Consider the following 21,263-nt stretch of genomic DNA (forward strand, 5'->3'; position numbering starts at 1 on the left):
CCATAGCCTCGCTCTCACTGGAAAAGGAAAGGGACCAGATAGCGGACTACTCCGGGCTCGGTTTCAGCGCTCCACTGCGCGGCGGCGTGCTTGCCCTCGCCATGCTGGCACTGGCCGGCCTGCCACCTACCGGAGGTTTCATCGGCAAGTTCTTCATCTTCTATTCCGCCATCAAGGGGGGCGAAACGGCGCTCGCCATCACCGGTATCGTAAGCGCCGCGGTCTCCTGCTTTTTCTATCTCAAGGTCGTCGCGAGCCTCTACATGCACCCCTCCTCCTCCCCTCCCCCCCGCGCCGCTTCCGCTGCCGACGCCGTTGCCCTTTGCTGCGCCGCCGCCTTTATCCTGCTCCTGGGGGTATTCCCGGCCCCGCTGTTACGGTTGGTCGACGCCGCGCTGCAGTAAGCGCCTGACTCCGTAACCTCTCCAAATTGTCGTGTGACTTCGATTTCAATGAAGAAAGGGAATAAAAATGAAAGAGTTGAGCTTTGCTGAAGTTGTGGAGCGTTCCGTTCAAATACGGAAGCGCTATCACCTGCTTGAAAGAGAACTCCATGGCAAAGAATGGAGCGTTGAAGAAGATGCCTTAGCTTTTCTAACCGATGCGGGGCTGGTCGGCCGCCTGACGATGTCCCAGCAGGGGCGTTGGCCGACAGATGGCGAAACTATGCCTGAGCTTGAGCATAAACTTGGCGAGTGCATATGGTGGCTGGCTGTTTTGGCAGAACGTATGGAAATCAACATCAACGAAGCATTGGAAAATTTCCTGACCAAGACTGAAAAACTTTTGAAGAACTGAACCTTGCCATTATTTCCCACATAAAAAAAGGGGAGCAACCGCTTCGGCTGCTCCCCTCTTCTATTTTTAATCCCTACCAGGTCTCTTCCGGCTCGCCCCACAGGTTGAAGGCGATGTCGTCCAAGAGCTCCGGTATCCCCTCACCGGTCGCGGCGGAGATGGGGAAGACCTTTATTCCCCGCTCCTCGAAGTAGGGGAGGATCTCTTTCAGGTTCTCCCTGACATGGGGGAGGTCGATCTTGTTGACGACGACAGTTTGGCGTTTGTCGGCAAGCTCGGGGTTGAAGAGCGCGAGCTCACGGTTGATCGCCTCGTACTCTGCAATGGGGTCGCGATCCGGCATCCAGGAGAGGTCGAGCAGGTGCAGCAGCTGCCCGGTCCGCTCCAGGTGCTTGAGGAAACGGTGCCCAAGCCCCGCCCCCTCGCTCGCCCCCTCGATCAGGCCTGGGATGTCGGCCATGACGAAGGAGCGGTAGTTCTTGTACTGGACCACGCCGAGGCTCGGCTTGAGCGTGGTGAAGTGGTACTCGGCGATCTTCGGGCGTGCGGCCGAGATCTTCGCGATCAGCGACGACTTGCCGACGCTGGGCATGCCGAGGAGCCCCACGTCCGCCATCAGCTTCAGCTCCATCCTGATCCAGCGCTCTTCGCCCGGCTCGCCGGGCTGCGCGAACTTTGGCGCCTTATGGGTGGCGGTCTTGAACCGGGCGTTCCCCTGCCCGCCGCGCCCCCCCTTCAGGAGAACCATGGTGGAATCGGGCTCGGCGAGGTCGGCGAGGATCTCCCCGGTCTCGGCATCCTTGATCACGGTCCCCTGCGGCACCAGGATCTCCAGGGTGTGGCCGTTCGCGCCGTGCCGGTCGCTACCCATGCCGTTCTTGCCGCGGCCGGCCTTCTGGTGCGGGTGCTGGCGCAGGTCGAGCAGCGTGGAGAGGTGCGAAGACACCTTGACGATCACGTCGCCACCCTTGCCGCCGTCGCCGCCGTCGGGCCCTCCCAGCGGGATGAACTTTTCCCTGCGGAAGGAGACGCAACCGGCGCCGCCGTCGCCGGACTTCACATTTATCTTAACTTCATCTATAAAACTCATTGACTTTCCTGTGGAAACAGCAAAAGCCCGGACCTTGCGGCTCCGGGCTTTCACACTCTTTTATGCTGCGTTGGCTAGTTGGCCGGGTAAACGGAGACCTTTTTACGGTCTTTGCCCATGCGCTCGAACTTCACCACGCCCTCGATCAGGGCGAACAGGGTGTAGTCCTTGCCAAGGCCGACGTTGTTTCCCGGGTGGATCTTGGTGCCGTGCTGACGGTAGATGATGTTGCCGGCTTTGACGGCTTCGCCGCCAAATTTCTTGCAACCAAGCCTCTGGCCGTCGGAGTCGCGGCCGTTCCTGGAACTGCCGACGCCTTTCTTGTGTGCCATTTTCTGCTCCTTCTGCCGGTAGCACCCTGTCGAACGAGGGGTCGTCTACCGTCCTGTAAAATATTGCCTAGGCGTTGATCTTCTCGATCTTGAGGATCGTTCTGAGTTGACGGTGCCCATTAAGTTTCCTGGTGTTTTTCCGGCGCTTGGACTTGAAGACCAGAATCTTCTTGTCTTTGCCCTGCTCGACAATCTTGCCGACCACAGAGGCGCTGGGCACTAAAGGTGTTCCGATAACAACCTTATCGCCGCCAACCATCAGGATCTCGGAGAACTCGACGGTATCGCCTACCGCGCCCTCCAATTTTTCAACTTTCAGAAAATCGCCCTCGGAAACTTTATACTGCTTCCCTCCGGTTTTAACTACTGCGTACATGAACTTCACCACCTTTACCCTGGATTTACAATTGAGCGGTCAAACTTATCTTGAAAAGTTTTTGGAGTCAAGGCTTTTTTCCGCCAAGGCTATTTTTCCTGCCGGGTTGAACAGGGCATCAGCCGACGTCGACGAAGACCTCGTCTCCCCGTATCTCGACCGGGTACACCTTCAGGGTGTACTCCTGATGGTCGGCACAGGCGCCGGTGGCGAGGTCGAAACGGTAGCCGTGCCTCGGGCAGGAAAGACGCCCTGCCTCCTTGATGAAAGCCCCCTGCAGGGGCGCGCCCTGGTGTGGGCATTCCGCCTCGCAGGCGTACACCGTCCCCTTGGTCTTCACCAGGAGCACCTGCACTCCGCCTGTCTCGACCAGCTTCTTGCCAAATTCCGGAACCTCGGACACCTTCGCGGCAAAGACCATGGAACCTCCTAAGATGCGTGCGATTAAAGGGCTTCGATCACCCCAGCGGGTCTAGCGTTTTACGATGCCTACACAGTGGGCGGATTGTTCGGCCTTCCGGCGGGCCTCGTCGCAGTCGGCGCCGAAGGCGAGCGCCACGCCCATGCGGCGCCCCTTCCTGGTGTCGGGTTTGCCGAAGAGGCGCAGCTTGCTGCCGGGAATCTCCAGGGCTTTTGCCACTCCCTCGAAGGCGACCTCCGCGGCTTGCCCCTCCGACAGGATGACGTGCGAAGCGGCGCAGCCGAGGCTCTCGACCTGCGGCACCGGCAACCCCAGGATAGCGCGCACGTGCAGCTCGAACTCCGAGAGGTTCTGGGAAATCATGGTGACCATCCCGGTGTCATGCGGCCGGGGGGAGACCTCGGAGAACCAGACCTTGTCGCCGGTGACGAAGAACTCGACGCCGAAGATGCCGCGCCCGCCGAGAGCGCCGGTGACGGCCTCGGCCTGGCGCTGCGCCTCGGCCAAGACCGCGGGGACCATCGGTGTCGGCTGCCACGACTCGTGGTAGTCGCCGTCGATTTGGCGGTGCCCGATGGGGGGGCAGAAGCTGGTGCCCCCTGCGTGCCGGACGGTGAGGAGCGTGATCTCGTAGTCGAACGGGATGAACTGCTCCACGATCACCTTGTCGGAGGCGCCACGCGCCCCCTCCATGGCGTATTTGAAGCAGCGCTCCAGGTCAGCCGCGTCGCGCAGCACGCTCTGCCCTTTCCCCGAGGAACTCATGATCGGCTTCACCACGCAGGGAAGCCCGATGGCGGCGACAGCTTCGCGGAACCCGTCCATGCTGGTCGCGAAACGGTAGGCGGCGGTGGGAAGCCCCAGTTCCTCTGCGGCGAGCCTGCGGATCCCCTCGCGGTTCATGGTAAGGTTCGCGGCGCGTGCGGTAGGAATAACGTTGAACCCTTCCTTCTCCAGCTCCAAAAGGTAGACGGTGTTGATCGCCTCGATCTCCGGCACGATGAGCGACGGATTCTCCAGGCGGACCACCCGATCCAGCTGCTCGCGGTCGAGCATATCGATCACGTGGCTTCGGTGGGCTACCTGCATCGCCGGGGCATCGGCGTAGCGGTCCACCGCTATCACCTCGATCCCGAGCCTCTGGGCCTCCAGGGCCACTTCCTTGCCGAGCTCGCCGGAACCCAGCAGCATCATCCTCGTCGCACTATTTTTCAGCGGCGTCCCTATCATCACTTCTCCTGGTTCTTTAATTTAGCAAGCGGGTCCTAGCTGACCGCAACCTCGAACTGCTCCTGATGGAAGCCGGGCTTGGCGCGGACGGTGATCCGCTTCTTGAAGTTCTTCTCCAACTCCTCCAGCCCGCGCCGCTCCTCGTCGTAAAGGAGGTCGGCCACCTGGGGATGCACAGTGAGCATCACCTTGGTGCCGCGGATGTCCAGCATCTCGCGACGCAGCTCACGGAAGATCTCGTGGCAGACGGAGATCTTGGACTTCACGTAACCGCGCCCCTCGCAGTAGGGGCAGGGCTCGCACATCATGCGTCCCAGGCTCTCGCGCACCCTCTTGCGGGTCATCTCCACGAGCCCCAGCTCCGAAATCTTCAGGATGTTGGTCTTGGACTTGTCGCTCTTCAGGGCCTCTTCGAGCGCGCCGTACACCTTCTCGCGGTTCACCTCCTTCTCCATGTCGATGAAGTCGATGATGATGATCCCGCCCAGGTTCCTGAGGCGCAGCTGGTAGGCGATCTCCTTCACCGCCTCCAGGTTGGTCTTCAGGATGGTGTCTTCCAGGTTGTGCTTACCGACGTAGCGCCCAGTGTTGACGTCTATCGCGGTCAGCGCCTCGGTCTGCTCGATGATGATGTAGCCGCCGCTCTTGAGCCAGACCTTGCGCCCCAAGGCGCGGCTGATCTCCACCTCAAGCCCGAAATGGTCGAAGATCGGCTCCTCCTCGTCGTAGAGTTCGATGGAGTACTTCATCTTGGGCATGAAGGTGCTGATGAACTGGACGATCTTGTCGTACTCGGGCTTCGAGTCCACCACGATCCGTTCCACCGACTCGGTGAGGATGTCGCGCACCACCTTCTGCGTCACGTCGAGATCGGAGTGGATCAGGGTCGGGGCTCCCGCCTTGTCCTTCTTCTTGGCGATCTCGTCCCAGAGCTTGGTCAGGTAGTGGAGGTCCGCCACCAGGTCCTCTTCGCTCTTGCCATCGGAGACTGTCCTGACGATGAACCCGCCGCCCACCGGCTTGATGCGGTCCACGATCTCCTTCAGGCGCTCGCGCTCCGCTTCGTCCTCGATCCTCCTGGAGATGCCGACGTGGTCCACCGTCGGCATGTACACCAGGTGGCGCCCCGGTAGCGAGATGTGCGCCGTGATGCGCGCCCCCTTGGTCCCGATAGGCTCCTTGGATATCTGCACCAGGAGTTCCTGCCCCTCCTGCAGCAGTTCCTCTATGGGGTGCAGCGGGTGCGGCATCGGCTCCTCGCCCTGCTCACCCTCGATGTAGCTGTCGTACTCGTCCATGGCGTCGAAGACGTCCGCCACGTAAAGAAAGGCTGCCTTTTCCAGCCCGATGTCCACGAACGCCGCCTGCATGCCCGGCAGCACCCGGACCACTCTTCCCTTGTAGATGTTGCCGATGATCCCCTTCACCCTGCTCCTCTCGACGTACAGCTCCGCGATGGTGCCGTTTTCGATGAGCGCGATGCGGGTTTCGTGGGAGGTGGTGTTTATGACCAGCTCGTTTCCCATGCTAACCCCTTCCTATATGTGAAATTCAAAACAAAAATAAAACCGTTCAACGTTCAAGGTTCAACGTTCAATAACATTCCTGCTCAATCCGCCATTCCTTCGACGGCACCGGCCGGCACAACCCCGTTCAACGTTGAAGGTTCGAGATCATTCCTGCTCCGTGATCCCCATCTCCGTGCGGCACGCCTGAAGCTGCCTTTACAGTCGGAGTCGAGACACGAGCCGTCACCAGCCCTTCCCGACGAGCACGTCACATGGCGAACCTTGAACGTAGAATATTGAACGGGTTCTAGGAGAAGAGTACTTCCAGCTTCTCCAACCGCGCCTCTTTCAGCGCCTCGGGCTGCACATCCAGGATGGCGCAGGTGAACTCTACGGGCTTGCCCCGGCCGACCACCATCTCCAGCGCGCTCCCCTCGACCTTCAGCTCTGCCAGCTCGTGGCGCAGGTCGAACTCGGTCGATTTGCCTTTCTTCTCCCGCTTGAGCGGCGACGACTCCAGGGCGAGGAAGGCCTCGACCTTCGCCTGCAGGTCATGGGCAAGTTCTTCCGGGAGGGTTACCCGGTAGCGCACCTTGTCCATGATGACGGAGAGCGCCGGCGCCCGCAGTGGAATCTCGGTCGCCTCCAGCACCCGGACCCCCTCGGGCAGGCTCCCGTTCAGCGCCCGCTCCAGCTCGGCTGCCGTATAACCGGCATTTACCTCGAAATCCATGTACTCAGCGTAGGAGACGATACCTACGGAGAGCGCTGTGGCGAAGGAAAACTTCGGGTGCGGGTGAAACCCCTGCGAGTAGCGGATCGGTATCCCGGAGCGCCCGACGGCCCTGGTGAACAGGGTGAGCATCTCCAGGTGGCTCAAGAAGCGCATCCGCCCAACTTTCTCGAAGCGGATCCTGATCCGTTGCGCCTCCTCGACGGGCGCCTCGGGCGCCATCTCGGTGGCGTACGTGTCGAAGGGGACGGGGTCCTTCAATCTCAGCTTGATCTTGTCGAAATCGCAGACGCCGCAGCCGGTGCATTTGTCGAAGCGGCAGTCGGGGGTGGCCGTCTCCTTCAGGGCAGCCGCGCGCTCGGCAAGCAGGAACGCTTTCTTCACGCCGCAGTCGATGTGGTCCCAGGGAAGCGGCTCGTCCGCCTCGCGGCGGCGCAGGTAAAACGAGGCGTCGATGCCGCTCGCCTCGAAGGCCTGCGCCCATTTCAGGCGGTCGAAATGTTCCCACCAGCCGTCAAAGCGGCAGCCGAGGCGGTGCGCCTCGATGAGCAAGCGAGACAGCCGCCGGTCGCCGCGGGCGAATACCCCTTCCATCCCGGAGAGGGAGGCGTCCTGCCATTTCATGATCAGCTTTTTCTTTTTGAGCTCGCCGCGCAGGTGGCGCTGCTTGTCGACGATCTCCTCCTCGGTGATCTGCGGTTCCCACTGGAAAGGCGTGTGCGGCTTCGGCACGAAGCTGGAGACCGAGACGTTGACGTCGCCGCCGTTGCCGGCGAATTTCCCCTGGCGCTTCACCTCGCGTGAGATCTCCACGATGCGGTCCACGTCTTCCATGGTCTCGGTGGGAAGGCCGATCATGAAGTAGAGCTTGATGAGACGCCAGCCGTTACTGTAGACGGCGCGGGCGTTTTCCAGGAGCGCCTCCTCGGTGATCCCCTTGTTGATCACCCTTCTGAGCCGCTCGCTTCCCGCCTCGGGCGCCAGGGTGAAACCGGTCTTACGCACCCGGCGGATCTCCTCGGCCATCTCGGGGCTCAGGCTCCCCACTCGCATCGAAGGGAGTGAAACCGCTTTCTTCTGGGAAGCGTAACGGTCCATGAGCCCCTTCAAGAGCGGAGTGAGGCAGGCGTAATCGCCTGTGGAAAGCGACAAAAGCGATACCTCGTCGTACCCGGTGTTGCCCAGGGTCTCCTCGACGATCTCCAGCACCCGCTCGGGGCTCCGCTCGCGCACGGGGCGGTAAATGTAACCTGCCTGGCAGAACCGGCACCCCCGCGTGCAGCCGCGGGAAATCTCGACGCTCACCCTGTCGTGTACGGTCTTCAGGAAGGGAACCACCGGTGAGGTCGGGTAGTAAGCGCTTTCCAGGTCGGCCACGAAGCGCCGTTTCACGCTCCCATACCCCGCCAGGAGCGGCGCTATCTTTTCGACCGCGCCGTCGGGACGATAGCTCACCTCGAAGAAGCAAGGGACGTAAACCCCTTGGATGCGGGCAAGCCGCTCCAGAAGCACGCTCTTCGGCAGCTGTTCCTCTTTCCAGTTGCGAACGCAGTCGGCGATCTCTACTATCGCGTCCTCGCCGTCCCCGATCAAAAAGGCGTCGAAGAAGTCGGCCAAGGGCTCCGGGTTATAGGCGCAGGGACCGCCCCCCAGGATCAGGGGATAACCCTCGTTCCGCTCCGAGGCAAGCAGCGGAATTCCAGACAGATCCAGCATGTTCAATATGTTGGTGTAGGAGAGTTCGTACTGCAGCGTGAAACCCACTACGTCCGCCTCGATCAGAGGCAGGCTGCGCTCCAGCGTCACCAGCGGCTTCCCCTGGGTCCTGAGCGACTCCTCGAGGTCAGGCCAAGGCGCATAGGCGCGCTCCGGCATGATCCAGGGGACCTCTTTCAGCACTCCGTAAAGGACCTGCAGCCCCAGGTGGCTCATCCCAATTTCATAAACGTCAGGGAAAGCGAGCACGAACTCGAGCGCCCCCTCCCTGCCGGAAACCGTTCCCATCTCCCCGCCCATGTAACGGGCGGGCTTTTCCACTGACAAAAGTATGTTATTGCTCAAAAAACCCCCGGATACCGCTTTTCAGCTAAGACCGGGCATAATAACAAATATTCTTCCGGACTGGCAAGGTAATATGCCCCGGCGCTGCCGCAACATGGGAGACTTCGGTCGACCACTACCTCATTTGCGGTACTCATTGGAGCAAATGCGGTGCGATTTTAATGTGTCTCCCAATGGCACCGGATCGGTTTTTCTTCTGAACCGGGCACTTACATTATAATGAGAGACTGGCACAGTACCTGCTATAGGTTGGAGAGTTACTTACTTTTCAAAAAGGAGATTCACCATGAAAAAAGTTATGTCCTCCATCGTTGCTGCTCTCGTTGCTGTTGCTTTCGCTGGCGTTGTTTTCGCTGCTGACGCAGCACCGGCTGCTGCTCCGGCTGCAGAAGTGAAAAAAGAAGAAAAAGCTCCGGCTAAGAAAGCAGCTCCGAAAAAGAAAAAAGCTGCTAAGAAAGCAGCTGCTAAAAAAGAAGTGAAGAAAGAAGAAGCTCCGGCTGCTCCGGCTGCAAAGTAATTTCCTTTTAAAGGGAATTCAGAAGGCCGCATCGCAAGATGCGGCCTTTTTTTGTGCTCGCGCGTTGGAAGTCCGTTGGAAGCGGAAAATGAAGTCCCCGCTTGAAAAGGTTTATCCTCGTTCCCAAGGTCCACCTTGGGAACCAGAACCGGGGTCGTTGCAAAAAAGAAAAGGGGCACCGGTTTCATCCGGTTGCCCCTTTTCATCTCTTGCTTTACTGCCGCGACGGCCAAGCGGCCACCTGCAGCTTACTCTTTCTGCCAGACGTAGGCCGGGTCGAAATAGGGATCGTAAAAGCCGGGATAGGCGAGGAAGAAGGTCGCGGTTTCCCCGGCGCCGGCGACGGTGCGCACGACTGTCATGCCGATTCCTTTTAGCGGTCCCACGGTGAGCCCCTTGGCAAACCCGTCGTCCCTGCAGGTCAGGTAGATCTGCTTGGGGAACTCCATCCACCCGGTGCCGATATTGGCCACACCGCGCACCAGCTTGTTGGCCATCCCGTCGACGACATCCTGCGGGGCAGCACTGTCGACGTTGCGATCGTCGGCTCGCACCATGTCAACCGTACCTGCCAGGGCCAGCACCAGCAAAGCCATCACCACGACATACTTGCGCATTAGCTCTAATCTCCCTTTTTCTCTGCGGGTTCGGCGGGTTCGGCCGGCACGGCGACGGTTTGCGCTCTCGGCTCGACCCTCTTTGCCTCCCACCCCTCCCAGACGAATTCCGGCTGGATCATGGGATCGTAATAGCCCGGTTGGGGCACTGCAAAGAATACGGTCTCGGTCAGACCGGTGAAGAGACGGTAAACGCCCATCCCGAAACCCTTGAGCGGCCCCACCACATACCCTACTGCGCCGCGGTCCCGCACCGTGAGGTACGACTGTTTGGGGATCTCGACGATCGAGGTTGCCACGTTCGTGACTCCCCGGACCAGCTTGAACGCCATCTTCTCGGCTATCGCTTCGGGTTGCTGCCCCTCGATCGCGAAGGAAGACGTGGCGAAGACCATGACCAGCAACAGGGAAAACACGGTCACCTTAGTGCGCATTTTGGCTCCTCTTCGGGCTACGGGTCGGTAAAAAACTCATGTTCTTTTAACATAAATGGTTTTCATTGGCAAGAACGGCATCACTGCCACTAGCCGCCCCGGCCGCGGATGGTGCCTGGCCGGGAGTTGAGGTGCAGAAGGGGGGGGCCAAAGGAAGCAGGGCAAAATGAAAAGGCGCGGTTCTCATGTGAGCCGCGCCTTTCCGATGTCGATCATATTGTGGCTGTTACTTGCCGTGCTTCTTCTTGAGGTACTCGGCAACCCCTTCGGTGGAAGCCTTCATCGACTCCTCGCCTTCCTGCCAGTTTGCCGGGCAGACCTCGCCGCCGTGGGTTTCCACGAACTGCAGCGCATCCAGCATCCTGAGCGCCTCGCCGACGCTTCTGCCCAAGGGGAGGTCGTTGATGACGGAGTGGCGGATCACCCCTTTGGTGTCGATCAGGAACAACCCGCGCAGGGCGACCGATTCGTCTTTCAGGATCCCGTAGGACCTCGCGATCGACTTGTCCAGGTCCTCGACCAGCGGGTATTGGACATTGCCGATGCCGCCGTTTTCCACCGAGGTGTTCTTCCAAGCGAGGTGGGTGAACCTGGAGTCTACGGATACGCCGATCACCTCGCAATTCTTCGCCTTGAAGTCCGCCACCCGCTTGTCGAAAGCGAGGATCTCGGAGGGGCAGACGAAGGTGAAGTCGAGCGGGTAGAAAAAGAGCACGACGTACTTGCCACGGTATTTCGAGAGAGTGAGCTCGGCGAACGAGTTGTCAGGCAGCACCGCCTGCGCTGTAAAATCGGGGGCTTCCTTAGTGACCAAGGTTGTAAGACTCATAAGTGCTGTTCTCCTTTGAGTGCTGATTGGGAAATCTAATGTGGGCAACTGTACCAGCAGCCGCATTGGGTGTCAATCAAAAAAAGGACTAAAAGCATCTTATTTGTCTCACCGACACTAACGCTCGACGATTTCACCGCGAATACTGATAGTTACTTCCCTGAAGGGTATTTCCATCCCCGACGCCGCGAGGGCCTGGCGGGCCGCCATCACGATGCCGCCGCAGCAGGGAACCTCCATCCTCAGAACCGTGATCCCCTTGATACCGGAGACCTTGAAGAGCTCGGTCAGCTTGTTGAGGTAGGCGTTGTTGTCGTCGAGTTTCGGGCAGCCGACGACGACCGCCTTGCCTGCCAGGAAGTCCTGGTGGTAGTTGCCGTAGGCGAAGGGAACGCAGTCAGCGGTAATGAGGAGCTCGGCGTCCTTGAAGTAAGGCGCAGTAACCGGCACCAGGTGCAGTTGCACCGGCCATTGTGCCAGTTGGCTCTGCACCGCGCCCGCCGCGGGGGAACCGGCAGCCTGGGCGGGGGCAGGGGCGAAGCTTTGCATCCTCGATCCCGGGCAGCCTCCGCCGTGACCGTGACCATGTCCTGCGCCGTGACCATGTCCTGCGCCGTGGCCGTGACCTAGCCCATGCCCATGCCCGTGCCCGTGTGCCTGCGGCTTGGGCGTCATGCCCTGTGCCTGCAGGTGTTTCTCGACCGCCTCTTCATCGAACTCGTCCGCGTCGCGCTCGATGATGGTGATGGCGTTCCGCGGGCAGTCGCCCAGGCAGGCTCCGAGCCCGTCGCAGAGGTTGTCGGCAGAGATCTGCGCCTTACCGTCCACGATCCTGATTGCGCCTTCCGCGCAGGAAGGGACACAGAGGCCGCAGCCGTCACACTTGTCCTGGTCGATGTTTACTATTTTCCTGATCATCCTTTACCTCCAATGTATCAATTATTTTAAATAGTGTCAGAAGAAGTAGTGCCACAAGAGATCGAGCCTGCCGCGCAGCAAAAGATGCTTACCGGAATAGGCCATGATCTCTTTGATCTTTGCCCTTTGCACCTTGCCGTAGCAGTGCACGTGGCAATGCTTGCAAGTGGGCTTGGGGTCGAGCGGGCATTTCTCTCTCTTTTGCTTCGCGTAGCTCAACAGCTCGTCGCATTCAGGGCAGAGTTTACCTTTTTCGCCGTTGTGCTTGCTGCGGCAGTAACGGCTGATGAAGGTCTCCAGAATCCTGATGTCTTTTTCTTGCTTATGCTTGTTTTCCATGACTGTCACCATAGCAAAGGAAGGTGGATTTCCTCATGACCAAAGTCAAGAGAATTAAGATTGCACCCTTTGCCTTTGCCGTTTCTTTGTGCTATTTTCCATCGAATGAATACTAATATGGAAAAAGTCATCATCCCTCGCGCCGAGCACAGCGTTTCCCGCTCCGAATTGAGCCCCAACGCGGTAAAAATACTTTACAAGCTCAAGGAACAAGGCTTCACCGCCTACCTGGTGGGAGGCGGCGTACGCGACCTGCTGCTGGGGCGCGAACCAAAAGATTTTGACGTGGTGACCGACGCCACTCCGGCCCAGCTCAAGAAGATGTTCCGAAACTGCCGCCTGATCGGCCGCCGTTTCCGGCTGGCGCACCTCCATTTCCACGATGAGATCATAGAGGTAGCAACCTTCCGCTCCACCGTCGACGCTTCCGCCGAAGCCCCTGCCGAGGAAACCGCTGAAGCCCCCTCCTTAGCGGCTCCTGAACTCCCCCAGGAAGCCGTTACTGAAGCCGAACCCCTGGAGGGGGAGCGCGAGGGGCGTCGCCGTCGCGGCCATCACGGCCCAAGCATGCTGAAGAGCGAAGACGGCATGGTGCTCAGGGACAACGTCTTCGGCACGCCGGAGGAGGATGCCGTTCGCCGCGACTTCACCGTCAACGCCCTTTTCTACAACATCGCCGACTTCTCCATCATCGACCATGTGGGCGGAATGGAAGACCTGAAGCAGGGACTGATCCGGACCATCGGCGATCCTTTGGTCCGTTTCACCGAGGACCCGGTCCGCATGATCCGGGCCATCCGTTTCGCCTCCATGCTGGGCTTCAATATCGAGGAGCGGACCGAAGCCGCCATCGAGGAGCTCTGCGGCACCATCAACAAGGCGACCCCGCCCAGGCTCTACGAAGAAGTGCTGAAGCTCCTCCTGCTGGGAGCCGGCGAGCGGACCTACCAGATGATGCGCCACAGCGGGCTTTTCGCGCCGCTCTTCCCCCACTTCGACGCCTGGCTGGAGCGCGAATCCGAAGGGTATCCCCATGCCCGGGTGGGCAAGGGGCTGGAATGGGTGGACGAGTTGATCGGGCAGGACGAGCCGGTTTCCCCTCCGCTACTCATCGCGCTGGTATTCGGCGAGTACCTCGAGGAAAAGATCGCCGAGTTTAGGGATGGCGGACTGCCGCAGCAGCAGGCGGCCGATGCGGCCGTGGCCGCTTTTGCCGCCGAACTGAACCCGACTGTAGCCGTCCCCAACCGGGTGCTGGTTGCCGTGAGGGACATACTTTCTCTGCAGCTGCGCTTCCAGAAGACTCCGGGAAGAAACGGGCGCGGCGTGATCGGCAGGCCGTCCTTTTTGGACGCGCTGCAGTACCTGCGCTACATGGAAAAGCTCACCCCGCCGAAGAAGTCCCTTGCCGACTGGTGGGAGCGCTACGCGGTCCAGCAAGCTGCGGGCCAGCCGACTGCAGCCGCCGAGGTTCCAGGCGAGGCGGAGAAAGTCCCCGCGAAGAAGAAGCGCAGGAGGCGGAGGCGGAGAAAGCCCGCCCCCATGCCGAGCTAGTAGATCCAAACAAGAACCCCCTCGCGCACCAAGCCCGAGGGGGTTTCGTTGTCAATCGTCAATCGTCAATTGTCAATTGCTTCTCATGATTTCTGCGACCTCCAGCCGCTTGATCTTGTCCCTCAGCTCCGCGGCCCTCTCGAATTCCTGAGCCTTGGCCGCCGCCAGCATCTCCTTTCGCAACCGCTTCAGCGTCTTCTCCAGCTCCTTGATGCTCACGAACTCCTCGGCCGAGGCCGGCACCGTGACCCAATCCTTCTCCTCGGGCGCCTGCAGCACGTTGCCGATCAACCTGCGCACGCTCTCCGGCGTGATGCCGTGTTCCTCGTTGTAGGCCGTCTGCAGCGCGCGGCGCCTCAGCGTCTCATCGATGGCGGCCTGCATGGAACCGGTAACCTTGTCAGCATACATGAGGACACGCCCCGACACGTTCCTCGCCGCGCGGCCGCAGGTCTGGATCAGCGACCTCGTGGAGCGGAGGAATCCCTCCTTGTCCGCGTCGAGGATCGCCACCAGCGAGACCTCGGGGAGGTCGAGCCCTTCCCTGAGCAGGTTGATCCCGACCAGGAGGTCGAACTCGCCAAGCCTTAAGTCCCTGAGGATCTCCATGCGCTGGAAGGTGTCGATGTCGGAGTGGAGGTAACGGACGCGGATCCCGAGCTCGCGGTAGTAGTCGGTGAGTTCCTCGGCCATCCGTTTGGTAAGGGTGGTGACCAGCACCCGCTCTCCCCTGGCCGCCGTCTCGCGCGCCTCGTGCAGCAGGTCGTCTACCTGCCCGGCAGCCGGGCGCACCTCGATGGCCGGGTCGATAAGGCCGGTGGGGCGGATCAACTGCTCCACCACGACCCCTTCCGCCAGCTTCAGCTCGTAGTCCGCCGGGGTCGCGGAAACGTAGATGGTCTGGTGCAGCTTCTTCTGGAACTCCTGGAAGGTGAGCGGGCGGTTGTCCAAGGCGGAGGGGAGCCGGAAGCCGTAGTTCACCAGTGTCTCTTTCCGGCTGCGGTCGCCGCGGTACATCCCCCCCACCTGCGAGACGGTGATGTGGGACTCGTCGATCACCAGCAGGAAGTCCTTGGGGAAATAGTCGATCAGCGTGTAGGGGGGCTCGCCGGCGGCGCGGCCGTCGAAGTGGCGCGAGTAGTTCTCGATCCCCTGGCAAAAACCCATCTCCTCCATCATCTCGATGTCGAAAAAGGTCCGCTGCTCGATGCGCTGCGCCTCCAGGAGCATGTTCTGCGAGTTGAAGTAGCGAAGCCGCTCCTCCAACTCGAGCCGGATCTGCTCCACGGCCCGCTCCAGGGTCTGGCGGCTGGCGACGTAATGGGAGGCGGGGTAGATGGCGCAGCGGGAAAGCTTCTGCAGCTGCACCCCGCGCAGGGGGTCTATCTCGGAGATGGCCTCCACCGTGTCCCCGAAGAACTCGATCCTGAGCGCCCGCTCGTCGTCGTGGGCAGGGAAGACCTCGACCGTGTCCCCCCGGACCCGGAAGGAGCCGCGGTGGAAATCGACGTCGTTTCTCTGGTACTGGATCGCCACCAGCCGCTGCAGCATCTCGTCGCGCCCTACCTCGTCCCCTTCCCGGAAGCGGATCTGCATCTCCTGGTACGACTCGGGGGAGCCTATGCCGTAGATGCAGGAAACCGAGGCGACGATGATGACGTCGCGACGGGTCAAAAGGCTCCTGGTGGCGGAGTGCCTGAACTTGTCGATCTCGTCGTTTATCGAGGAGTCCTTCTCGATGAAGGTGTCGGAGGAGGGGATGTAGGCTTCCGGCTGGTAATAGTCGTAGTAGGAAACGAAATACTCAACGGCGTTATTGGGGAACAGTTCCTTGAACTCGCCGTAAAGCTGGGCGGCCAGAGTCTTGTTGGGCGCCAGGACCAGGGTGGGGCAGTTGCAGCGTGCGATCACCTGGGCCATGGTAAAGGTCTTGCCCGACCCGGTGACCCCGAGGAGCACCTGGTGCGGGTCGCCCCGCAGCACTCCGTCCGCCAGTTCTGCGATGGCCCTGGGTTGGTCGCCGCGGGGCTCGAAACTTGTTACCAGTTCGAATTTGTCCATGCCGGGGATATTAGCAGGCCTCGGCGCGCCTTGGCAACAGGGTGATCAGGCCGCCGCGCAATTTCTTTGGGGGGGGAGCTGGTTGACACTCAGCCAATAGGTCATTACTTGCTTCATGTTGTCGCAGAACTGGCCGTAGTCCACCGGCTTGCGGATGTAGCTGTTAGCCCCCAGGCGGTAGCTGTCCAATATGTCCTGTTCTTCGGTGGAGGAGGTGAAGACGATGACGGGGATGGAGCGGGTCTTACCGTTTTCCCGCATGCGCCTGAGCACCTCGAGGCCGTTGACTTTCGGGAGCTTGAGATCGAGGAGCACAAGCAGCGGGTTCGCCAGGGAGTCCCTTTCGGAGTGGTCCCCGGTGCCAAAGAGGTAGTCCAACGCCTCGGCTCCGTCGCGCGCGACCACGATGCCGTAGGGCATGTGCTTGCGTACCGCCCGAAGGGTAAGAGCCTCGTCGTCAGGGTTGTCCTCAACCAGCAAGATCGTCTTATTCACCGCAGTTCTCCTTACTTAAAGAGATAGCCCAGAGAGAATAGTCGCACCGGATCTATACCAAGTTAAATATTTTAACGCAATGGTTTTAATAATTGTCCTCTAAATATGGTTTTAATCCTGCCTTGATTTTTTGCATCAGCGATGCCATACTGCAGCATCTTCAGCTACCTGAAAGGGAGGGAACCTATGTTTGGATTCGGCATGCCGGAGCTCATAATAATAATGGTGATCGTGCTTGTGGTTTTCGGTGCCGGGCGACTCCCGGAAATAGGCGGGGCACTGGGCAAGAGCATCAGGAACTTCAAGAAGGCCTCCAGCGGCAAGGAGGAGATCGAAATTAAACCCGGACGCTCCGAGGACGACAAGAAGAGTAACTGAGTTGACTACCTATAGCCGTTCAGAAGGTCCCCCGCAGCAGAGGGGGGCCTTTTTCTATTTGATTTATGAACAATACATATGAAGAAAATCAGCGACAAGGAGGATTCCCGCGCCGGCTCGGGCGGCCAAGGTCGTAGGGCACAAAAGGCGGGGTTCGGGGCGCAGGCCCAGGAGGCATCCTGGGAGGGTTGCTGCACGACCTGGGGAAGCAGCTCAAGAGGAGCACCAGCCATGCCGCGCTGCGGGAGGTGCTGACCACCCTGCGCGTGGAGCAGGGTCATCAGTTCACGGTGCAGTGGCAGATCACCGGGGCACAAACCCTCGGGCTGAAGGAGACCGCCCGTACCGGACTCGATATCGCGATAGGGGATGCGTTGCAGATACCGATGGGGCCCCGAAATCCTATTGGCGAGCGGTACCCACCGGCTCTTCCGAAAGCCAGAATCTCAGAACTTCCGGGTTCAACGGTTTGGAGAGCACCGCCAGCACCCCCAGATTCCGGCACTCCTCAAGGTCCTTCGGGTCCTCGGAGGAGGAGAGGGCGAATACCTTCAGTCTCTTGGTACGTTCGTCGCTGCGGATCTTCTGCAGCACCCCGACACCGTCGATCTTGGGGAGCTTCATGTCGAGGAGCACAAAGTCAGGCTCGTTGTACCCCCTTCCCTCCGCCGCCTCCCCCAGCAGCATACCAAGCGCCTCCGCACCGTCACGCGCAACTGCCACATTGCTGTACCCGGCTTTCCTCAAGGCACGCAAGGCAAGCTCTTCGCAATTGCTGTTATCCTCTACAAGCAAAATCTCAGCGTCTTGCATAGCGCCTCCACAAACTGCGGTTCTCGGTGAATAGATCTGCATAGGTAGTCTCTTTGTCTTTCAGAAATGTCCACTTTACTCAGGAGTCTGCGGGTCTCTGTCATAGACCTAGCCGCCTCTCTACCGGCCCACGGCCATGCCCCGTGTGGTCAAAACTTATGAGTACCTAGTTACCTGGTTTAGCAGTTTAGTGCTCTCAGAATTTCTTTTATAACGTATTGGTAACGTTCTTCTGAGTGCAAAATAATTTTATAACATACATTAACCGCTACACAAGCATTCTTTTTGACTGTCACAAAAAAAAAGCGGCACCGCACCGGAGAGTACCTCTTTCCTGATGCGGCGCCGCCTTTTCCCCTTGCTGTCTGACTCCCTACCCCTCTACCGAGGCTCCCCGGGAAGATTTGCGTCCCTCACGCTTGTTTCTTTGGAACTGCACCGCGATCTCGTGCTGCTGCTCCTTGCCTAACGCCTTTCTGGCAAGCTTGAAGACCTCGCGCTCTTCTTCCTGCATGTGATGCTCGACGATCTCGTTCAGGACCTGCATCTTCGCCATCCAGCGCTCGTCGTCGACGGCGAGCGCCTGGAAGGTACCGAGCATGGTCTTCGCCACTTGGTGCTCCTCGAAGGACTGCAGCACTTTGTCGCGCATCTCCTCGTTTTGCTCCAGGACGCTGTAGAAGAAACGCTCCTCGCCTTCCATGTGAATTTCCAGTTCCTCTTCCAGCTGCGCGAAGAGCTTCTGCAGTGTGGAGATCTCCTTGCGGCCCGCTTTTTGAGCCTTGTCGAACAGGTAGCGGGCCTTCTCGTGATCCTGCTTCAGCACGTCGAAGATGGTGAGTTCCGACGACTTGGCGTGCGATTCGCTGCTTGATTTGGTGGTCGGCATTCGGTCCTCCTATTGACGATTTGCCGTTCGCCCCTCATCGCTTAATCCCCCGGAAGCCGCGCCGCATGCAGGGTGGGGATGGCGAAAGGGGTGGGCACCTTTTTATGCGGTCCCCCGCGGCTTGGGTTTGTCCGAGCTGGCGAAGTCGGCCTTGGACTCGCCTTCCGACCCAATGTCGGCTGCGCCGGTCTGCCTCAGCAGATCCATGGCCCGTTTTTTCCAGTCGGCATTGTCGCAGTGGACCGAGAGGAGAATTCCGCCTTCCTTGACCCGACCCTCATAACGCTTGGCCTCGTATTCGGGGATCCCCATCCCCACCAGCGCGCCGGCTATGCCGCCGATTACTCCGCCTGCTCCCACGCCCGCCAAGGCTGCCACGATCGGACCCGCCGCGATGAACGGGCCGACGCCCGGGATTGCGAGGGCGCCGATGCCGGTGAGCCAGCCCAACGCCCCGCCGATCACCGCACCGGTCCCAGCGCCCGCACTCGACCCCTCGGGGACCTTGGTGTGCTTCTCATGGGCGAAGTCCTTGGTGCCGACGTTCTCCGAGAAGAGCACGGAGATGTCGGTGTTGCGGAAATCCGCTGCCCTCAGTGCGTCGACGGCGTTCTCGACGCTCTCCCTGCTGTGATAGATGCCGAATACCGCGATGTTTTTTGCCATGACAGCCTCCTTTTAGTTTCCTTGCTGGTTATGGTGCCTGGCTACTTCTTCTTCGGAGGTTCAGGCACCTTGGCCCCTTTTTCGCGCGCCTCCGAAAGACCGATGGCAACGGCCTGCTTGCGGTCTGTCACCTTTTTGCCGCTGCCGCTTTTCAAGTCACCCTTTTTGAACTTGTCCATGACTTCATGCACCGTTTCCTGCGCTTTCTTCCCGTACTTCTGCATGTTCGCCTCCTCGTTGCCCGTCGTTCCCACACCTGCCGGTCGCCGCTAGATGCGTTCCATGAACACCAGCAGCAGCAGGACCATCAGCACCACCCCTAACCCGCCGCTCGGGAAGTAACCCCATCCCGCGCTGTAGGGCCAGGTCGGCAGCACCGCGATGACCAGCAGGATCAGAATCAGCAGCACGATGTTTCTCATAGCCACCTCCTTTGCCTTTGCGGCGGGTCCTTCTCTAGCGCTGTTTCCCCAGTGCCGTGACATCCCTCTCGAAAGTGGGAAGGATGGCCTTGAAGAACGCGTTGCGCACCAGTTGCACCACGATCTGCCAGGTGCTGGTCTGCGGGCTCTTCAAAGGACCGGAGATGTCCGCCTTGGTCGCCACTTGGTCCCGCGGCTTGTTTTCAAGGATCTTGGCGATGCCCCCGATCAGAATCTCCTTTACCTGCTTAAAGAACCCTTTGTTCTTGTCCTGGCGCCGGTCGTAGACCTTCATGTCGCGGAAAAACGGTTTGATGTAGCCGTCCACCCTCTCGTTCTTCACATGCAGCTCGGTCACCAGCGAAAACGTCCCCGCCGTGACGTCGAAATCCCCATAGGAGCGGAGCAGATCGTTGAGAGAGGTAAGCTGGGTGTTGGTGATCTTCAGGTAGAGGTCGAAGTCCGGCCCGTTCTTCTCGGGACGAAAGTCGCCCGATGCGCTGGTCAAGCCGCTACCCATGAACTTGCCGCTTAGCTTCGCCTTCGCCGCCCCCCGGGAGAACTGGTTGGAAAAGTTGCTCAGGCTGAAATCGGTGTCGGCGACAAAGATGCGGAACTTTTTCCCGCCTGCGTTGTACATCATCCCGAGGTTGGAGCGGATCAGGTCGAACTGTTCGATGCTCAGCACCAGGTTCGGCTTGTTGCTCACCTCTTTCGCCGCCGCCTTCACCTTTTCCGCCCTTCTTTTCTCCACCGCCGCGGTCTTTTCCGAATGGAAGTAGGTCATAGTGACCCCGCTGATCACCATTTTTTTCAGGCGCGCCGTCTGCACCTTGCGTCCGTACTCGATGTCGCCGTTGCCGCTCAGCGCCCCGCCTTGGACGGACATGTTGTAGCGGGCCAAAACCGGCTGGAAATAGTCGATGGGAACCTTTTCCAGCTTCAGGTCCGCCTTCACCGCGGGTGTCGGCTCGGCCAGAAAATTTGCCTTGCCGTCGACGGTACCGTGGCCAGTCTTGAAGATATCGGTTTCAAGATGGAAGGAGGAAGGGTAGACCTTGTCCGGCAGGTGGATATTGCGGATGTTGTTTGCCTCCAGGTCCAGGTTGCTGAGCACGAGGGGACGCTTCGGATCTTGGTCGATGTAGGTAATGCTCGCGTCATTGATCTTCAGCAGGTTGATCTTCAAGGGGTAAATGGCCTCCACTGCCTGCTGCCACCCCTTTTCCTTCATGGGAACCTTGCTCTTGGCCTCGCTCTTTAGCTGTGCCAGGTTTATGTGAATCTTCGGGTCGTCCAGCCTCATCTCTCCGACCAGCTTTCCGGAAAGTATCTCGCGCCAATGAACGCTGGCCCGCAGGTACGGGAACTCCGCCACCGGCGGCTCAGGATGCGCCTGCTGCGACACGGTAAGCCCTTTCAGCGTGATGGAAAGCCCGATCAGGCTGAAATGCAGCTTGGGAAGGCGGAGCGAGTACCCTTTGAGGCTCTGGTTCATCTTCTTTTCGGTCATGCGCCGCAAAGGTTCGTCGATGAAGAAACTGGCGACGAACAGGATAAGGGCCAGGGCGACGATGATTCCCACTATCCAGAGCAGCGGCTTCGTGCTCAGCAATTTCCTACCTGCGCCGTGCGCATGGTGTCCGCTTTCTTCAGCCATATCTTCTCCAGGGCCTTGCCGCTCCCTGCCCTTACTTATGGTTAAATTCCGCTAACAAATGTATGCACTCGCTTTGCTTTGTCAATCGCGGCAGCCGCTTTTAGCGCGCCGTTTTTGCGGCA

Annotated in this window: 25 protein-coding genes; 5 read left to right on the forward strand and 20 right to left on the reverse strand. The window is 59.7% G+C overall.

The window, feature by feature from the left end:
• Both K419_RS21855 and K419_RS0109130 read left to right on the forward strand, forming a co-directional pair.
• Window positions 1-404: proton-conducting transporter transmembrane domain-containing protein (locus tag K419_RS21855; RefSeq protein ID WP_035497092.1), on the forward strand; the 404-nt coding region annotated here is incomplete at its 5' end.
• A 67-nt stretch (window positions 405-471) separates the two neighbouring features.
• The gene (locus tag K419_RS0109130; RefSeq protein ID WP_012528604.1) at window positions 472-798 is read left to right on the forward strand and encodes a MazG-like protein; all 327 of its coding nucleotides are present in this window, start codon (window positions 472-474) and stop codon (window positions 796-798) included.
• 73 nt (window positions 799-871) lie between these two features.
• On the opposite strand, the gene obgE is transcribed toward K419_RS0109130, so the two are convergent.
• The 7 genes from obgE to K419_RS0109165 form a co-directional block, all read right to left on the reverse strand.
• Window positions 872-1,888, reverse strand: a complete 1,017-nt coding sequence (obgE, locus tag K419_RS0109135; protein ID WP_026841314.1) for a GTPase ObgE — start codon at window positions 1,886-1,888, stop codon at window positions 872-874.
• Window positions 1,889-1,962: 74 nt separating this feature from the next.
• The gene (gene rpmA / locus K419_RS0109140; RefSeq protein WP_012528602.1) at window positions 1,963-2,220 is read right to left on the reverse strand and encodes a 50S ribosomal protein L27; all 258 of its coding nucleotides are present in this window, start codon (window positions 2,218-2,220) and stop codon (window positions 1,963-1,965) included.
• A gap of 67 nt (window positions 2,221-2,287) precedes the next feature.
• Window positions 2,288-2,596 carry a 50S ribosomal protein L21 gene (gene rplU, locus K419_RS0109145; protein ID WP_012528601.1) on the reverse strand — a complete coding sequence of 103 codons (309 nt, stop codon included), beginning with the start codon at window positions 2,594-2,596 and terminating at the stop codon, window positions 2,288-2,290.
• A 118-nt stretch (window positions 2,597-2,714) separates the two neighbouring features.
• Entirely contained in the window at window positions 2,715-3,017 is a 303-nt protein-coding gene (locus tag K419_RS0109150) for a Rieske (2Fe-2S) protein (RefSeq protein ID WP_026841315.1), read from the reverse strand.
• Between the two features lie 51 nt (window positions 3,018-3,068).
• Entirely contained in the window at window positions 3,069-4,247 is a 1,179-nt protein-coding gene (gene purT / locus K419_RS0109155; RefSeq protein WP_026841316.1) for a formate-dependent phosphoribosylglycinamide formyltransferase, read from the reverse strand.
• A gap of 35 nt (window positions 4,248-4,282) precedes the next feature.
• On the reverse strand, window positions 4,283-5,773 hold the full coding sequence (locus tag K419_RS0109160) for an Rne/Rng family ribonuclease (protein WP_026841317.1): 1,491 nt from the start codon (window positions 5,771-5,773) through the stop codon (window positions 4,283-4,285).
• 289 nt (window positions 5,774-6,062) lie between these two features.
• Window positions 6,063-8,549 carry a TIGR03960 family B12-binding radical SAM protein gene (locus K419_RS0109165; RefSeq protein ID WP_026841318.1) on the reverse strand — a complete coding sequence of 829 codons (2,487 nt, stop codon included), beginning with the start codon at window positions 8,547-8,549 and terminating at the stop codon, window positions 6,063-6,065.
• Between the two features lie 286 nt (window positions 8,550-8,835).
• Here K419_RS0109165 and K419_RS0109170 point away from each other — a divergent pair, with 286 nt between their 5' ends.
• Window positions 8,836-9,066, forward strand: coding sequence for a hypothetical protein (locus K419_RS0109170; RefSeq protein ID WP_026841319.1), 231 nt, complete (start codon window positions 8,836-8,838; stop codon window positions 9,064-9,066).
• A gap of 248 nt (window positions 9,067-9,314) precedes the next feature.
• Here the strand turns inward: K419_RS0109170 and K419_RS0109175 are convergent, their stop codons facing one another.
• The 5 genes from K419_RS0109175 to K419_RS0109195 form a co-directional block, all read right to left on the reverse strand.
• Window positions 9,315-9,683, reverse strand: a complete 369-nt coding sequence (locus K419_RS0109175) for an exosortase system-associated protein, TIGR04073 family (protein WP_026841320.1) — start codon at window positions 9,681-9,683, stop codon at window positions 9,315-9,317.
• A gap of 5 nt (window positions 9,684-9,688) precedes the next feature.
• The gene (locus K419_RS0109180) at window positions 9,689-10,117 is read right to left on the reverse strand and encodes an exosortase system-associated protein, TIGR04073 family (RefSeq protein ID WP_026841321.1); all 429 of its coding nucleotides are present in this window, start codon (window positions 10,115-10,117) and stop codon (window positions 9,689-9,691) included.
• Window positions 10,118-10,343: 226 nt separating this feature from the next.
• Window positions 10,344-10,946 (reverse strand): peroxiredoxin, encoded by a 603-nt coding sequence (locus tag K419_RS0109185; RefSeq protein ID WP_026841322.1) that lies wholly within the window; start codon window positions 10,944-10,946, stop codon window positions 10,344-10,346.
• A gap of 117 nt (window positions 10,947-11,063) precedes the next feature.
• Complete coding sequence (locus K419_RS0109190; protein WP_026841323.1) at window positions 11,064-11,864, reverse strand: ATP-binding protein; 801 nt, start codon at window positions 11,862-11,864, stop codon at window positions 11,064-11,066.
• A 36-nt stretch (window positions 11,865-11,900) separates the two neighbouring features.
• Window positions 11,901-12,203, reverse strand: coding sequence for a nitrous oxide-stimulated promoter family protein (locus K419_RS0109195; protein ID WP_026841324.1), 303 nt, complete (start codon window positions 12,201-12,203; stop codon window positions 11,901-11,903).
• 105 nt (window positions 12,204-12,308) lie between these two features.
• On the opposite strand from K419_RS0109195, the gene K419_RS0109200 reads away from it, so the two are divergent.
• Window positions 12,309-13,757 carry a hypothetical protein gene (locus tag K419_RS0109200; protein WP_026841325.1) on the forward strand — a complete coding sequence of 483 codons (1,449 nt, stop codon included), beginning with the start codon at window positions 12,309-12,311 and terminating at the stop codon, window positions 13,755-13,757.
• A gap of 72 nt (window positions 13,758-13,829) precedes the next feature.
• On the opposite strand, the gene uvrB is transcribed toward K419_RS0109200, so the two are convergent.
• Both uvrB and K419_RS0109210 read right to left on the reverse strand, forming a co-directional pair.
• A complete protein-coding gene (gene uvrB, locus K419_RS0109205; protein WP_026841326.1) occupies window positions 13,830-15,818 on the reverse strand; it encodes an excinuclease ABC subunit UvrB in 1,989 nt (662 codons plus the stop codon).
• Between the two features lie 45 nt (window positions 15,819-15,863).
• Window positions 15,864-16,313 (reverse strand): response regulator, encoded by a 450-nt coding sequence (locus K419_RS0109210; protein WP_026841327.1) that lies wholly within the window; start codon window positions 16,311-16,313, stop codon window positions 15,864-15,866.
• 186 nt (window positions 16,314-16,499) lie between these two features.
• Here K419_RS0109210 and K419_RS0109215 point away from each other — a divergent pair, with 186 nt between their 5' ends.
• Window positions 16,500-16,691, forward strand: coding sequence for a twin-arginine translocase TatA/TatE family subunit (locus K419_RS0109215; RefSeq protein ID WP_026841328.1), 192 nt, complete (start codon window positions 16,500-16,502; stop codon window positions 16,689-16,691).
• Between the two features lie 402 nt (window positions 16,692-17,093).
• On the opposite strand, the gene K419_RS0109220 is transcribed toward K419_RS0109215, so the two are convergent.
• The 6 genes from K419_RS0109220 to K419_RS0109245 form a co-directional block, all read right to left on the reverse strand.
• Window positions 17,094-17,504, reverse strand: a complete 411-nt coding sequence (locus tag K419_RS0109220) for a response regulator (RefSeq protein WP_026841329.1) — start codon at window positions 17,502-17,504, stop codon at window positions 17,094-17,096.
• Between the two features lie 373 nt (window positions 17,505-17,877).
• A complete protein-coding gene (locus K419_RS0109225) occupies window positions 17,878-18,393 on the reverse strand; it encodes a hemerythrin domain-containing protein (RefSeq protein WP_026841330.1) in 516 nt (171 codons plus the stop codon).
• Between the two features lie 102 nt (window positions 18,394-18,495).
• Window positions 18,496-19,059: a quinol:electron acceptor oxidoreductase subunit ActD gene (locus tag K419_RS0109230; RefSeq protein ID WP_026841331.1), complete on the reverse strand. Its 564-nt coding sequence runs from the start codon at window positions 19,057-19,059 to the stop codon at window positions 18,496-18,498.
• A gap of 41 nt (window positions 19,060-19,100) precedes the next feature.
• A complete protein-coding gene (locus tag K419_RS0109235; protein ID WP_026841332.1) occupies window positions 19,101-19,283 on the reverse strand; it encodes a DUF6496 domain-containing protein in 183 nt (60 codons plus the stop codon).
• Window positions 19,284-19,328: 45 nt separating this feature from the next.
• Entirely contained in the window at window positions 19,329-19,481 is a 153-nt protein-coding gene (locus K419_RS23100; RefSeq protein WP_084154170.1) for a DUF3309 family protein, read from the reverse strand.
• Window positions 19,482-19,515: 34 nt separating this feature from the next.
• Window positions 19,516-21,141 carry a DUF748 domain-containing protein gene (locus K419_RS0109245; protein ID WP_026841333.1) on the reverse strand — a complete coding sequence of 542 codons (1,626 nt, stop codon included), beginning with the start codon at window positions 21,139-21,141 and terminating at the stop codon, window positions 19,516-19,518.
• Window positions 21,142-21,263: the final 122 nt, after the last annotated feature.

Origin of the sequence: Citrifermentans bremense R1, from assembly GCF_000426865.1 — a bacterium.
GTDB classification, from domain to species: Bacteria; Desulfobacterota; Desulfuromonadia; order Geobacterales; family Geobacteraceae; genus Geomonas; species Geomonas bremensis.

Excerpts from the sequence above, each read along its gene's own strand:
- K419_RS0109220 (WP_026841329.1), bottom strand. The coding sequence starts at position 17,504 with ATGCAAGACGCTGAGATTTTGCTTGTAGAGGATAACAGCAATTGCGAA.
- rpmA (WP_012528602.1), bottom strand. The coding sequence starts at position 2,220 with ATGGCACACAAGAAAGGCGTCGGCAGTTCCAGGAACGGCCGCGACTCC.
- K419_RS0109130 (WP_012528604.1), top strand. The coding sequence starts at position 472 with ATGAAAGAGTTGAGCTTTGCTGAAGTTGTGGAGCGTTCCGTTCAAATA.
- uvrB (WP_026841326.1), bottom strand. The coding sequence starts at position 15,818 with ATGGACAAATTCGAACTGGTAACAAGTTTCGAGCCCCGCGGCGACCAA.
- K419_RS0109170 (WP_026841319.1), top strand. The coding sequence starts at position 8,836 with ATGAAAAAAGTTATGTCCTCCATCGTTGCTGCTCTCGTTGCTGTTGCT.
- K419_RS0109230 (WP_026841331.1), bottom strand. The coding sequence starts at position 19,059 with ATGGCAAAAAACATCGCGGTATTCGGCATCTATCACAGCAGGGAGAGC.
- K419_RS0109175 (WP_026841320.1), bottom strand. The coding sequence starts at position 9,683 with ATGCGCAAGTATGTCGTGGTGATGGCTTTGCTGGTGCTGGCCCTGGCA.
- K419_RS0109150 (WP_026841315.1), bottom strand. The coding sequence starts at position 3,017 with ATGGTCTTTGCCGCGAAGGTGTCCGAGGTTCCGGAATTTGGCAAGAAG.
- K419_RS0109215 (WP_026841328.1), top strand. The coding sequence starts at position 16,500 with ATGTTTGGATTCGGCATGCCGGAGCTCATAATAATAATGGTGATCGTG.
- rplU (WP_012528601.1), bottom strand. The coding sequence starts at position 2,596 with ATGTACGCAGTAGTTAAAACCGGAGGGAAGCAGTATAAAGTTTCCGAG.
- K419_RS0109225 (WP_026841330.1), bottom strand. The coding sequence starts at position 18,393 with ATGCCGACCACCAAATCAAGCAGCGAATCGCACGCCAAGTCGTCGGAA.
- K419_RS0109180 (WP_026841321.1), bottom strand. The coding sequence starts at position 10,117 with ATGCGCACTAAGGTGACCGTGTTTTCCCTGTTGCTGGTCATGGTCTTC.
- K419_RS0109195 (WP_026841324.1), bottom strand. The coding sequence starts at position 12,203 with ATGGAAAACAAGCATAAGCAAGAAAAAGACATCAGGATTCTGGAGACC.
- K419_RS0109235 (WP_026841332.1), bottom strand. The coding sequence starts at position 19,283 with ATGCAGAAGTACGGGAAGAAAGCGCAGGAAACGGTGCATGAAGTCATG.
- purT (WP_026841316.1), bottom strand. The coding sequence starts at position 4,247 with ATGATAGGGACGCCGCTGAAAAATAGTGCGACGAGGATGATGCTGCTG.
- K419_RS0109185 (WP_026841322.1), bottom strand. The coding sequence starts at position 10,946 with ATGAGTCTTACAACCTTGGTCACTAAGGAAGCCCCCGATTTTACAGCG.
- obgE (WP_026841314.1), bottom strand. The coding sequence starts at position 1,888 with ATGAGTTTTATAGATGAAGTTAAGATAAATGTGAAGTCCGGCGACGGC.
- K419_RS0109245 (WP_026841333.1), bottom strand. The coding sequence starts at position 21,141 with ATGGCTGAAGAAAGCGGACACCATGCGCACGGCGCAGGTAGGAAATTG.
- K419_RS0109190 (WP_026841323.1), bottom strand. The coding sequence starts at position 11,864 with ATGATCAGGAAAATAGTAAACATCGACCAGGACAAGTGTGACGGCTGC.
- K419_RS0109160 (WP_026841317.1), bottom strand. The coding sequence starts at position 5,773 with ATGGGAAACGAGCTGGTCATAAACACCACCTCCCACGAAACCCGCATC.
- K419_RS0109200 (WP_026841325.1), top strand. The coding sequence starts at position 12,309 with ATGAATACTAATATGGAAAAAGTCATCATCCCTCGCGCCGAGCACAGC.
- K419_RS23100 (WP_084154170.1), bottom strand. The coding sequence starts at position 19,481 with ATGAGAAACATCGTGCTGCTGATTCTGATCCTGCTGGTCATCGCGGTG.